Source organism: Pantoea sp. UBA5035, assembly GCF_002415245.1.
In the GTDB taxonomy this organism is placed as follows: Bacteria; Pseudomonadota; Gammaproteobacteria; order Enterobacterales; family Enterobacteriaceae; genus Pantoea; species Pantoea septica.
Genome location: NZ_DICD01000021.1, coordinates 1 through 12188, shown reverse-complemented (window position 1 = coordinate 12188; position 12188 = coordinate 1). Strand labels below are relative to the sequence as shown.

The 12188-nt window shown below is 58.9% G+C and carries 9 protein-coding genes and 2 pseudogenes; 5 read left to right on the top strand and 6 right to left on the bottom strand.

Features of this window, described 5'->3' with window-relative positions:
* Nucleotides 1-36: 36 nt before the first annotated feature.
* Together B3229_RS14585 and B3229_RS14580 are read right to left on the bottom strand one after the other, a co-directional pair.
* On the bottom strand, nt 37-921 hold the full coding sequence (locus B3229_RS14585; RefSeq protein WP_286871864.1) for a siderophore-interacting protein: 885 nt from the start codon (nt 919-921) through the stop codon (nt 37-39).
* A gap of 14 nt (nt 922-935) precedes the next feature.
* Entirely contained in the window at nt 936-2114 is a 1179-nt protein-coding gene (locus B3229_RS14580) for an MFS transporter (RefSeq protein ID WP_286871957.1), read from the bottom strand.
* Between the two features lie 164 nt (nt 2115-2278).
* On the opposite strand from B3229_RS14580, the gene B3229_RS14575 reads away from it, so the two are divergent.
* The 5 genes and pseudogenes from B3229_RS14575 to B3229_RS14555 all read left to right on the top strand — a co-directional run bounded on the left by B3229_RS14575 (nt 2279) and on the right by B3229_RS14555 (nt 10228).
* A complete protein-coding gene (locus B3229_RS14575) occupies nt 2279-4021 on the top strand; it encodes an IucA/IucC family protein (RefSeq protein ID WP_286871862.1) in 1743 nt (580 codons plus the stop codon).
* Nucleotides 4021-4968 carry a GNAT family N-acetyltransferase gene (locus tag B3229_RS14570; protein ID WP_286871859.1) on the top strand — a complete coding sequence of 316 codons (948 nt, stop codon included), beginning with the start codon at nt 4021-4023 and terminating at the stop codon, nt 4966-4968. The genes B3229_RS14575 and B3229_RS14570 overlap by 1 nt, the downstream gene beginning before the upstream one ends.
* The gene (gene iucC, locus B3229_RS14565; RefSeq protein WP_286871856.1) at nt 4965-6692 is read left to right on the top strand and encodes an aerobactin synthase IucC; all 1728 of its coding nucleotides are present in this window, start codon (nt 4965-4967) and stop codon (nt 6690-6692) included. The genes B3229_RS14570 and iucC overlap by 4 nt, the downstream gene beginning before the upstream one ends.
* Nucleotides 6689-8014, top strand: coding sequence for a lysine N(6)-hydroxylase/L-ornithine N(5)-oxygenase family protein (locus tag B3229_RS14560; RefSeq protein WP_286871854.1), 1326 nt, complete (start codon nt 6689-6691; stop codon nt 8012-8014). Before iucC ends, B3229_RS14560 begins: the two co-directional genes overlap by 4 nt.
* A 25-nt stretch (nt 8015-8039) precedes the next feature.
* Nucleotides 8040-10228 (top strand): annotated as a pseudogene (locus B3229_RS14555) (TonB-dependent siderophore receptor).
* Between the two features lie 191 nt (nt 10229-10419).
* Here B3229_RS14555 and B3229_RS14550 read toward each other — a convergent pair.
* The 4 genes and pseudogenes from B3229_RS14550 to B3229_RS14535 all read right to left on the bottom strand — a co-directional run.
* Nucleotides 10420-10572, bottom strand: a pseudogene (locus B3229_RS14550) (DUF3916 domain-containing protein); the annotation flags it as partial.
* Between the two features lie 100 nt (nt 10573-10672).
* Nucleotides 10673-11125: a GNAT family N-acetyltransferase gene (locus B3229_RS14545; RefSeq protein ID WP_286871848.1), complete on the bottom strand. Its 453-nt coding sequence runs from the start codon at nt 11123-11125 to the stop codon at nt 10673-10675.
* Nucleotides 11126-11336: 211 nt separating this feature from the next.
* Nucleotides 11337-11699 (bottom strand): hypothetical protein, encoded by a 363-nt coding sequence (locus tag B3229_RS14540; RefSeq protein WP_286871845.1) that lies wholly within the window; start codon nt 11697-11699, stop codon nt 11337-11339.
* Between the two features lie 32 nt (nt 11700-11731).
* Nucleotides 11732-12181, bottom strand: coding sequence for an anti-virulence regulator CigR family protein (locus B3229_RS14535; RefSeq protein WP_286871956.1), 450 nt, complete (start codon nt 12179-12181; stop codon nt 11732-11734).
* Nucleotides 12182-12188 lie beyond the last annotated feature (7 nt).

Genomic DNA, 12188 nt, shown 5'->3' with positions numbered 1-12188 from the left:
CGCTCTGCGCACGATAAATTAAGCGGACTGACGCGGTTAACCTTTGCACCAGTAGGCCATAAAGCTCACGCTCTCGCTCGCCAGCTGGCGCTCGCCCACCAGATAGCGCCGGATATGCCTGACGGCTGACGAATCCGCCGCAACCCAGCCGTAAAAAAGATTGTCTTTGCACGCCGCACTGCGCCACAGGCTCTCCTGTTCCACCTCCAGCGACGCCGGACAGGCGCTGAGCGCTGAGTCAGGCACGGCGAGGTTCGCCTTTACCGCCTGCAGCAGCGCTGCGCCGTGCGCCGTGCGGGTTTGGTCGCGGGGAAGCCAGAAGACCTCGGCAAAGGCGTATTGACGCCAGTCGACGCAGTCCTCCGCCCGCGGTACCTCCTGAAAAATCTGCAGCGCGGGCGGCGCCGCCAGTTGCGCCACCTGCTCAAGGATCCCTTTCACCGCCGGCAGCGCCGTCTCATCGGCCACGATCAGCGCGCGCGCGACCTCGGCATGAGGACGCCACTCATATCCGCCGCTGTCATCGGCGTGTTGCCGGTTGGGCGCAACCATCTGCAGAGCATCGCCTGGTTCCGCGCTGATGACCCAGGCCGAGGCGGGTCCCTCGGTGCCATGAATCACAAACTCCACCTCCACCAGGCGGTCGGCAGCGTCAACCGCGCGCAGCGTGTAGGTGCGCGGTATCGGCTTTTGCTCGGGCGGCAGGGTTTTAAGCTGCTCGCGCCATGGAAGATGCGCGGTTAACGAGGCGGGAATCCCCTGTAACGACGGAAAGAGAATTTTAATGCGTTGATCGGGCCCATCGCGCTTCATCATCCCGACCTCTTCGCCCGTAAAGAGGCAGCTCACCAGCGAGGGAGAGAGCCATCTTTTGCGCAGCAGAGTGACATTGAATAAGCGGTAGGCTGGAATGGCGTCCATATTTTTTCCTGACTTCAGCGCGCGCTTTCCGCGCTTGCCGTTAATCGCAGCCGACAGGCCACCATGAAAAACATCATTGATGCTATCCATGCGCCCGCCAGCAGGTGGTGCTGTCCCCACTGCCACGTGATAAAGGGGATCAGCAAGGCGCTCAGGCCGTAGCCCAGCGTGTGGCTGGTGGCGATCAGGCCAGCCCCTTTGCCGATAGAGAGTTTTTGATTAAGCATCAGCTGATAGGCTGGGGTCGCCATCGCAGCGCCGAACGAGGTGACGGCGATGCCTGCATAAAGCGAAATAAGGTTGCCGACGACCATGATGCCCAGCCCTGCGCTCATCAGTACCGCAGCGCTAAACAGCAGCGGCTGAATCTGCAACCGCTGCGGCCTGACCACCAGAAACTGCGCCAGCAGAGTCGCGATGGCGGCCAGGCTCAGCAGCCAGGCGATATGGCGGCTGACCGCCGCGGGCGCGCTCATGTAATCGCGCAGCACGGGCGCCAGCCCGATCTGCATCAGGCTGATGCTGAGGGCGAGCAGCGCCGCCAGCGCCAGAAGCGGCAGTAAACTGCTCTGCCAGCGCGCCGCCTGATGCGCAACCGGCGCCAGCGGCGGATCGCCATACTCGCGGCCGATCAGCATCAGGGCGAAGAGCGGCGCGGCGGCCATCAGCCACAGCGGCGCCATGGGATAAAGGCTGAGAGCGCCCGCCGCCAGAGGCGGCCCCAGCAATCTTCCGCAGCTTAGCCCGGAGCTGATCGCCGCCAGCGCCGCCATGCGCCGCTCTGCGCCAGCGCGCTGCATCGCCCAGGTTTGCGCGGCGGGCACCATGCCCGAGACGGTGAGACCGTACGCCATCCGCGACAGGATCAGCGCCGCAAGCCCGACCGGCATGCCGATCCGCTTTTCCGCCATCATCCAGACCGCCAGCGCCAGAATGCCGAAGCTGGCCAGATAGCCTGACAGCGACGCCACCACGACAAATTTACAGCCCCTCACTTCGGAGACCCGTCCCCACCAGGGCGAGGCGGGCAGAAACAGCATCGAACCAAACATCAATAAACCGGCCCAGCTCGAGAGCGTCAGGCCGGTCATCTCTACCAGCTGCGGCAGCACGACCAGTAAGCCATTCTGACCAATTCCCAGCAGCCCGGCGCAAAAAGCCAGCGGCCAGCTTGATTTACCCGGCCCCGTCATACCCGCCGACTCTGTAATAACTGACACATAAATGTAAAGACACCGTTAAAAACAGGGATATACAGTTCATAAGATGTATGCAAATATTGCAAAAATGATTGCCTTTGTAAATTAAATAATTATCATAACGATAATCATTATCAGTTAAGAAGTGAGATTATCTTATGGATGGCTTCTCTCAAACGGCTGGCGTTGACGTGGCGGCGCAGTGCTTTCTCAATGCGCTTTTTCGGGAAACGCGCGACTGGAAATATGTTGCCGAGGCTGCGCCCGGCCAGAGGCAACATATTGACCTGCCCCTTTCGTCATCGCAGGCGATCCGTCTGCCGCTGCGCTACTTCTCTCCTACCCAGCACCATCAGTATCAGTTTCCCGCGCGGCTCATCAGCCCGGATTCGCCTGAGGGCGAAGCCATCAGCTTTGCAACCCTGGTATCGCTGATTCTGGCAAAACCGGCCATTCGCGCGGAACTCAGCAGCGGCATCATCGAGCGTTTCCAGCAGCGCGTCGGCGAAAGCCATGCCAATACCTGGCAGGCGATCAATGTGCGCCATCGCTGGCCTGAGCTACGCAACAAACCGCTTTCGTTTGCTGAGGCCGAACAGGCGCTGCTGGTGGGGCACGCGTTCCACCCTGCCCCGAAATCGCACGAGCCTTTTGATGAAGCAGAAGCGCGCCGCTATCTGCCTGACTTCGCCTCTGACTTCCCGCTGCACTGGCTCTCCGTCGATAGCGAATATGTGGCGGGCGAAAGCCTCGGCCTGTCGCTGCGCGCGCGTCTGCTGCGCTTTGCCGCGCAGAGCGCGCCCGCGCTGCTGAGCCACTTTACCGACCGGCGCTGGCTGATCCCGATGCATCCGTGGCAGGCCCGCTATCTGCTGTCGCAGGCGTGGTGCCAGCAGCTAATCGATAACGGCGCGCTGGCGGACTTAGGGGAATGCGGCAGCGCCTGGCTGCCCACCAGCTCTTCACGTTCGCTCTACTCGCCTGTCAGCAGCGACATGATCAAATTCTCGCTGAGCGTGCGTCTGACTAATTCGGTGCGGACCCTGTCGGTGAAAGAGGTGAAGCGCGGTATGCGCCTGGCGCGTCTCGCCCAGACCCCGCGCTGGCAGTCGTTGCAGATGGACTATCCCACTATGCGCGTGATGCAGGAGGATGGCTGGGCCGGGTTGCGCGCCGCTGATGGCGTGATCCAGGAAGAGAGCCTGATGGCGTTTCGCGTCAACAGCCTCTTCGATACCCCGGCAACCCAGACCAACGTGCTGGTCAGCCTGACGCAGGCCGCGCCAGACGGCGGCGACAGCCTGCTGGCGGCGGCGGTAAGAAGAGTGAGCGTTCGGCTCGGGCTGACGCTTGCCCAGGCGGCGCAGTGCTGGCTGAACGCCTACTGCGATCGCGTACTGCTGCCGCTGTTCGGCACCGAGGCCAATTACGGCCTGGTGCTGCTGGCGCATCAGCAAAACATCCTGGTCGAGATGCAGCAGGATCTGCCGGTCGGACTGCTCTACCGCGACTGCCAGGGCAGCGGCTTCACGGAAAACGCCATCGACTGGCTGGCGCAGATTGACGAAGCGGATGCGGAAAACTGCTTTAGCCGCGAGCAAGTGCTGCGCTACTTCCCCTATTACCTGCTGGTCAACTCCACGCTGGCGGTTACCGCCGCGCTGGGCGCAGCGGGCTTTGAGACCGAAGAGCGCCTGATGGCCCTGGTGCGCGACAGGCTGGCGGCGTTGCGCAGTCGCGTCAGCGACACCCGCAGTCTCGATTACGTGCTCGACAGCCGACACTGGAACTGTAAAGGCAATTTCAATTGCTATCTCTACGACCACAACGAAAACACCATCGCCGATCCGGCAGTGATCTACTTCGATTTTCAGAATCCGTTCTACAGGGAGAAGCCGTGATGCCAAATGCGCATATCGTACATGGCGACACCGGTTTCCGCTGTGCGCTGACCGGACAGGCGTTGCCGCTCATGCTCGGGCTGGACAACAGCGCCGCGCTGCAGTTTATGGCGGCGATACCGGAAGGCTGGCTTGCCGAGGCGATCGATCAGCTGCTGGTGGCCGCGCCGCACCTGAGCGGCGTTCATCTCCCCTGGGCGCAGTGGCAGCATGAGCCGCAGGCGCAGGCGCTGTTCGCGGCGGTCGACGGCGACTACATTTCCCGCGAAACCTTCTGGCAGCTGCCGATCTGGCGCCGCGGCGAACGGTCAGTGGCCAGCGGCAAAATGCAGTTCGATGATGAGCGTCAGCTCTTCTATCCCGTGCGTCCGGCCAGGCCGGAAGGCGAAATCTATCGGCGCTACGATCCGCAGATCAAGCGGACGCTCAGCTTTCGCGTCGCCGACGTGGCGGAGGACGCCGCGCGCTTTACACGCTGGATGAACGCGCCCCGCGTCAACGCCTTCTGGGAAATGGCCGCGCCGCAGCCGAAGCAGGAAAACTACCTGCGCAAGCAGCTCGACTCCGCGTACTGCTGCCCGGTCATTGGCTGTTTCGACGACCAGCCGTTCGGCTATTTCGAAATTTACTGGGCGGCGGAAGATCGTATCGGCCGTCACTACCGCTGGCAGCCTTACGATCGCGGTCTGCATATGCTGGTAGGCGAAGAGGCGTGGCGCGGCGCGCACTTTATTCGCAGCTGGCTGCGCGGGCTGACGCACTATCTGTTTCTCGACGAGCCCCGTACGCAGCGCATCGTCGCTGAACCGCGCTACGACAATCAGCGTCTGTTCCGCCATCTGCCGGTTGCCGGCTATCACACCCTCAAGGAGTTCGATTTCCCCCACAAGCGTTCTCGCCTGGTGATGAGCGAACGCAACCGCTTCTTTACGGAGGAGGGCTTATGATGTGGGAGCGCGTCAACCGCGAGATGATCGCCAAAATTCTCGCCGAGCTGGAGTATGAGCAGGCGCTGCGCGCCGTGGAGCGTTCAGCAGGCCGCTGGGAAATCAGCGTGGGCTCAGCGTGCTGGGCGTTTGCCGCCCGCCGCGGCATCTGGGGCTGGCTGCATATCGATCCCGCCTCTCTCAGCGGCGGGCCGCTGGAGGCGGACGCGCTGCTGCGTCAGCTGGCCGTGGCGCTGGAGATGAGCGATGCCCAGACGGCCGAGCATCTTGAAGATCTCTACGCCACCCTGCGCGGCGATCTGCAACTGCTGGAAGCGCGCCGGTCGCTGAGCGCTGACGATCTGATCGCGCTCGATGCGGATGAGCTACAGTGCCTGCTCAGCGGACATCCCAAGTTTATCTTCAACAAAGGGCGTCGCGGTTGGGGGCTGGATGCGCTGCGCGCCTATGCGCCGGAGTACCGCAATCGGTTTCAGCTGCACTGGGTCGCGGTGCGCCGGGATAAGCTGGTCTGGAGCCATGAAGAGACGTGCGACCTCTCTACCCTGCTCGCCAGCGCCATGGATGACGCCGAGCTGACGCGTTTTCACCAGCGCTGGCAGTCAGCCGGACTCGACGACAGCTGGATGGCGGTGCCCGTTCATCCCTGGCAGTGGCAGCAAAAAATCGCGATTCACTTTCTGCCGCAGCTGGCGCGCGGAGAGATAGTCGAGCTGGGCGCCTTCGGCGACCGCTATCTGGCGCAGCAGTCGCTGCGCACCCTGACCAATGTCAGCCGCGCTGCGCGGTTCGATATCAAACTGCCGCTGACCATCTATAACACCTCCTGCTATCGCGGCATTCCCGGCAAGTATATCGCCGCCGGGCCGATCGCCTCCGGCTGGTTAACGCGCCAGTTCGCGCAGGATGAGACGCTGCGCGCCACCGGCGCCCGTATTCTGGCGGAGCCGGCCGCAGGCTACTTGTCTCACGAAGGCTACGCCGCGCTGCCGCAGGCGCCCTATCGCTACCAGGAGATGCTCGGCGTGATCTGGCGCGAAAGCCCCGGCTGCTACTTGCAGGCAGGCGAACAGGCGGTGCTGATGGCCGCGCTGATGGAAACCGATAACGACGGACGCCCGCTGATCGACGCCTGGATCAAGGCGTCGGGACTGGATGCGGCAAGCTGGCTGAGCCACATGTTCGACGTGGTGGTGATCCCCTTCTATCATCTGATGTGCCGCTACGGCGTGGCGCTTATCGCGCACGGTCAGAACGTCACGCTGGTGATGAAGGACCATATTCCGCAGCGCATTCTGCTGAAGGATTTTCAGGGCGATATGCGTCTTGTCGATCGCGACTTCCCGGAGGCGGCGTCGCTGCCTGCGGCGGTGAAAGAGGTCACCGCGCGCCTGAGCGCCGACTACCTTATTCACGATCTGCAGACCGGGCACTTTGTCACCGTGCTGCGTTTTATCTCCCGTCTGACGCTGCAGTCGGGCATCGATGAGCGCCATTTTTACCGCCTTCTCGCCGGCGTGCTGCAGCGCTATATGGCGCAACATCCGACGATGGCCGATCGCTTCGCCCTGTTCGATCTCTTCAGGCCTCAGATCATCCGCGTCGTGCTTAATCCGGTAAAGCTGAGGTTCTCAGAGCATGACGGCGGCAGCCGAATGCTGCCCAACTACCTTACCGATCTCGATAACCCTCTCTATCTGGTCACCCAGGAGTCTGCAAAATGAAGCCTTATGATTTCATTGGCATAGGCATCGGCCCGTTCAACCTCAGCGTCGCCGCGCTGGCGGAAGGACTGGACGGTTTTAGCTCGCTGTTTCTTGAGCGCAAACCCGACTTCGCCTGGCATCCGGGCATGATGGTGCCGGACTGCGCGATGCAAACCAGCTTTCTCAAAGATCTGGTGAGCGCGGTTGAGCCGACCAGCCGCTATAGCTTTGTGAACTATCTGGTGCAGCAAAAGAAATTCTACCGTTTTCTCACCACCGAGCAGCGCACGGTCTCCAGAGAGGAGTTTTCCGACTACCTGGCCTGGGTGGCGAAGCGTCTCAGCAATCTGGCCTTTAACCAGCCGGTCACCCGCGTGACCTTTAACGACGCGACGCGTCTGTTCACGGTCGAAACCGCCCATGACTGTTTCCAGGCGCGCCATGTCTGTCTCGGCATCGGGAAGCAGGCCCGGCTGCCGGCGTGCGTCACTGAACAGAGCGATCGCTGCTTTCACGCCAGCGAAATGATGCTGCGTCGGCCGGACCTGCACGGCAAGCGCGTTACCATTGTCGGCGGTGGCCAGAGCGGCGCCGACCTGTTTCTCAATATCTTCCGTGGTGAATGGGGTCAGCCCGCGGCCCTGAACTGGGTGTCGCGCAGGAATAACTTCAACGCGCTGGATGAAGCCGCCTTCGCCAACGAGTACTTCACGCCGGAGTACCTGGAAAGCTTCTCGACGCTGGACGAAAGCGCGCGCCAGCAGATGCTGAACGAGCAGAAGATGACCTCAGACGGCATCACCAGCGAGTCGCTTCTCGCCATCTATCGGGCGATGTATCACCGCTTTGAGGTGCTGCGTGAGCAGCCCTGGGCGCGTCTGATGCCGTCGCGCTCGGTGATCTCGCTTGAGCAGGCGCAGGAAGCGCAGCAGCTGAGGCTGCGTCACCATCTCGATCACGGCGAAGAGCAGCTGACGACCGACGTGGTGATTTTCGCCACCGGCTATCGCTCGGCGCGTCCCGCTTTTATGGCGCCTGTCGCGCATCGCCTGCAGCTTGACCGCGACGAAAATTTCCAGATCAACACCGACTTCACCCTTAACTGGGACGGGCCGGAAAGCAACAGTCTTTTTGCCGTCAATGCCGGGATGCAGCGCCTGGGCATTGCGGAACCCCAGCTCAGCCTGATGGCCTGGCGCGCCGCCCGCATTCTTAACCGTGCGCACCCGGATGAACCCTTTGAGCTGAGCACCACCCCTGGCGTGATCCAGTGGCGCACGCAGCAGCCGGAAAATCACGCTCGGGATCCTCAACACACCGTTAATTCCGTTCAGTTTTGAACACGTCATCGGAAAAAAATAAAAAATGAAACAGCCGTATCTGTGGGTTTTAAATCCTTGTTTACTCGCGATGCTCTCCTCCGGCGCCTGGGCCGAAGAGGTAAAAGAGGATCAGATGGTGGTCTCCGCCAGCCGCTCGCACCGCAGCGTGGCGGAAATGGCGCAAACCACCTGGATTATCGAGCAGGAGGAAATTGAGCAGCAGGTCCAGGGCGGCAAGGAGTTGAAAGAGGTGCGGCGCAGCTCATTCCCGGCATGGACGTCAGCAGTCAGGGACGCACCAACTACGGTATGAACATGCGCGGTCGCTCGATGATGGTGATGGTGGACGGCGTTCGCCTTAACTCGTCACGCAGCGACAGCCGCCAGCTGGACGCGATCGATCCGTTCAACATCGAGCGTATCGAGGTGATTTCAGGCGCGACCTCGCTCTATGGCGGCGGCAGTACCGGCGGCTTAATCAATATCGTGACGAAGAAAGGTCAGCCGGGCACGCAGGCGGAGCTGCAAACCGGCGTCAAAAGCGGGTTCAACAGCCATAACGATCATGATGAGAACGTCGCGGCGGCGGTGAGCGGCGGCGACGACAAGGCCTCGGGTCGCCTGTCGGTTGCTTATCAGCGCTACGGCGGCTGGTATGACGGCAAAGGCAACGAGGCGATTATCGATAATACCCAGACCGGGCTGCAGTACTCCGATCGTCTGGATGTAATGGGCACGGGCACGCTTAATATCGATGAGAACCAGCAGCTGCAGCTTACCACGCAGTACTTCAAGAGCGAATCAGACGGCAAGCATGGCCTCTATCTGGGCGAGAATTTCTCGGCGGTGACCGGCTCCGGCAGCGCCTATAACTCAGGCAATCTCGACTCCGACCGCCTGCCCGGCACCGAACGCCATCTGATCAATGTGCAGTACTCCAATACCGACTTTTTCGGCCAGGATCTGGTGGCGCAGGTTTACTATCGCGACGAGAGTCTGACCTTCTATCCTTTCCCTACGCTTACCCGCAATCGCGTCTCCAGTATCGGCGCCTCGCAGCAAAAGACCGATTTCTATGGCGGCAAGCTGACCCTTAACAGCCAGCCGATCGATGCCCTGACGCTGACTTACGGCGTTGACGCCGACCATGAGACCTTTGACGCCAATCAGCAGTTTTTTGACCTGAACACCGCGGCGCAAAGCGGCGGCATGACGCTGAAAAACGCCTACAACGTCGGGCGCTATCCGGGCTATAGCATCACCAATCTCGCGCCGTTCCTGCAGTCGAGCTACGACATCGACGCCATCACGCTGAGCGGCGGCGTGCGCTATCAGTATACGAAAAACAAGGTGGACGATTTTGTCGGCTACGCGCAGCAGCAGGCGATCGCCACCGGCCAGGCCAACTCGGCGGATGCGGTACCGGGAGGATCGACCGACTACAATAACCTGCTTTTCAATGCCGGTATTCTGGGTCGACTGACCGAGCGCCAGCAGGTCTGGTTTAACTTCTCGCAGGGCTTTGAGATCCCCGACCTGGCCAAATATTACGGTTCCGGCACCTATCGCCTGGCGAACGGGCATTACAACCTCACCAACAGCGTTAACGTCAACGATTCGAAGCTCGATGGGATCAAAGTCGATTCTTACGAGCTCGGCTGGCGCTATACCGGCGATAACCTGCGCACCCAGCTGGCGGCTTACTATTCGCTGTCGGATAAAACCATCAGCATCAATAAAACCGATATGACGATTAATCTGGATGACGATAAGCGCCGCATTTACGGCGTGGAGGGCCAGGTTGATTACTTCTTTAACGACAGCGAATGGAGTACCGGCTCTAACTTTAACGTCATTAAATCTGAAACGCGCGTCGAGGGTAAATGGGAGAAGCTGACCATCGACAGCGCCAGCCCGTCCAAAGTCAGCGCCTGGCTGAACTGGGCGCCGGGCGACTGGAACCTGCGCGTGCAGAGCACGCAAACCCTTGACGTTTCCGATGCGGATGGCAAAAAAATCAACGGCTATAACACCGTTGACCTGCTGGGAAGCTACGCGCTGCCGGTCGGCAAACTCAGCTTTAGCGTAGAGAACCTGCTGGATAAAGATTACACCACGGTGTGGGGCCAGCGGGCGCCGGGGCTCTATAGCCCGACCTACGGCGACGCGGGTCTTTATACCTATAAGGGGCGCGGACGAACCTTTGGGCTGAACTACTCGGTGCTGTTCTGAGGTTAAACGGGCATCTGCGCTGGCAGCTGCCTGTTTTCAGAGAACGACTCAAGCACAGGGATTCTTCTTTTTCTTGAGTAAAGGCTTTGCTCTATTGAGCGGCGCTTCTCGCTTGCCGGGAGTTGTGGCTGGCGTGGATGCCAGCTTTAAAGTAGAAGCGAGTGCTCATTTAGACATTTTCCCCCTCTCTTTCACAAGACCTGACCATAATACCCGCGCTCTCCTGTGAACCATTCATCGCGGTCTTCGCTTCCATATTCTTCGAGTGTAATACCCAGTTCTTGTACACTGGCGGGAAGAATAAGGCCCCACTCAGCAGCCAGGCTGCGATCTTCAATCAAAGCAGAAGCCCCAGTTTGGTTACGTCAGGGCTCTATCTCGGCAGACATTCCTGAAAAGTGGTTCACTGGACAGAATATGCGGTCTATCCAGGAGGTGACTGTATCAACGCGCTGGGTCTCTGAGGCATAGACGGTGCGTGGCTTTTTCTATGCCAGTTAAAGCAACGAAACCAGCTCGTTCATAGAAAGCGAATGCCGATGGAGGAGCGTTTGTGTTGATCAACTCAAACCAGTGGCCAGAATCCTTAAGTATCTCACGGAGCAGGGCGCTGCCAATCTGCCTTTTTCTCCATCCCGAGTCTACATAGAGATGTCGCAGACGTCCGATGCCAGTTTTTAGCGTAAACGGGTCAATGTTAAGTCCACAAACGCCAACGATTAACCCATCCACAGAAGCCCCAATGAGTTTTTCTCCGGGTCTATCAAAGCGGTTGTGTCCGCTAAGCCAGTTATCTTCCAGTCGGCGTAACATGTTAAATCCTTCAGCCATGCTCTGCGATCTTAACTCAGCAAATCCTGGGCTGTCCGGGGTGACGTTTGTGAGTTGGATATCCATGATTCTTCCAGTGATTTCAATCTGCATCGTCTGGACAGAATTATGATTGTGTCCAGTATGACAATGGTACTCTCACACTTCTAATGCCATCAATATCCGCTTTGTGCCAGAAGCGGATGTTAACAGTTCAACAACCTTCATAAGTAATAGGGTGAAACCGGATTACAGCTGGATCGTCACAAGAAAAAAGCCGCCCAGAGGCGGCTTGTCATTATTTACGTGTTTTACCTGCATCCGAGCGCTTCTCTCCAACTCTTCCATCGTTGTTACGATCGCGAGGCTGGGTACCGCCGCCAGGTTTAGGAACAACTACGTCGGGATTGAGTGGTCTTCTATCCGCCATAATTCCATTTCCTAATTGAATGGCAAAAGTGCCGCCTTTTTTGATACGCCTGATATTATGACCTTTCAACCCCAATAAGAAAATTTGTTGTGCGACGGCATCTTTTTCCGCTTTCCGCTTTAAGCGGATGTTGGCTTCCCCGTATGTCCGCGTTTTGCCAGAAGCGGACATTATTTCTTTTGACTGAAGCTGCTTATTGCAATTCATTGCCTGCAAATGAACAACTTCCATGAGACTTTAGCCGGATTCAGCCTGATCGGTGGTTAGTCGAAAACGCCATTAATTACAGCGGTCACGACAGCCGTACTCAGAGCAATAAGCACTAAATCATTGCCTACGGCCCGCCACTCATATCCGGGGTAATAGGGCAGATCATTAATCATTGAAGCAGGTAAGCTTTTTTTAGCGATACCTGGAGGTAAAGGTTTACCACGCGCAACCTTTTTAGCGATACCGGGAGGCAGAGACTGATACCCTGTCAGGCCATAATTGACGGCAAGAGAACGTGCACGAGAGAAAATGATATCAGACCCGACACGGTCTGGTTGTCCATAATTCTTACGATTTCCATGTTTGTCTTCAGACTTCACATTATGTTGTCCTTTACCCCCGTGCGCGCCATTGTTACCGTGATTGCCATTGCCATTGCCATTGCCATTGCCATTGCCATTGCCATTGCCAGGGTTTGCATAAGCTGGAGGGCTTTGTTGAATAAATCAG

What these genes read in the sequence shown, in the direction of transcription:
- B3229_RS14585 (WP_286871864.1), bottom strand. Translation starts at nt 921, where the DNA reads ATGGACGCCATTCCAGCCTACCGCTTATTCAATGTCACTCTGCTGCGC.
- B3229_RS14580 (WP_286871957.1), bottom strand. Translation starts at nt 2,114, where the DNA reads ATGACGGGGCCGGGTAAATCAAGCTGGCCGCTGGCTTTTTGCGCCGGG.
- B3229_RS14575 (WP_286871862.1), top strand. Translation starts at nt 2,279, where the DNA reads ATGGATGGCTTCTCTCAAACGGCTGGCGTTGACGTGGCGGCGCAGTGC.
- B3229_RS14570 (WP_286871859.1), top strand. Translation starts at nt 4,021, where the DNA reads ATGCCAAATGCGCATATCGTACATGGCGACACCGGTTTCCGCTGTGCG.
- iucC (WP_286871856.1), top strand. Translation starts at nt 4,965, where the DNA reads ATGATGTGGGAGCGCGTCAACCGCGAGATGATCGCCAAAATTCTCGCC.
- B3229_RS14560 (WP_286871854.1), top strand. Translation starts at nt 6,689, where the DNA reads ATGAAGCCTTATGATTTCATTGGCATAGGCATCGGCCCGTTCAACCTC.
- B3229_RS14545 (WP_286871848.1), bottom strand. Translation starts at nt 11,125, where the DNA reads ATGGATATCCAACTCACAAACGTCACCCCGGACAGCCCAGGATTTGCT.
- B3229_RS14540 (WP_286871845.1), bottom strand. Translation starts at nt 11,699, where the DNA reads ATGGAAGTTGTTCATTTGCAGGCAATGAATTGCAATAAGCAGCTTCAG.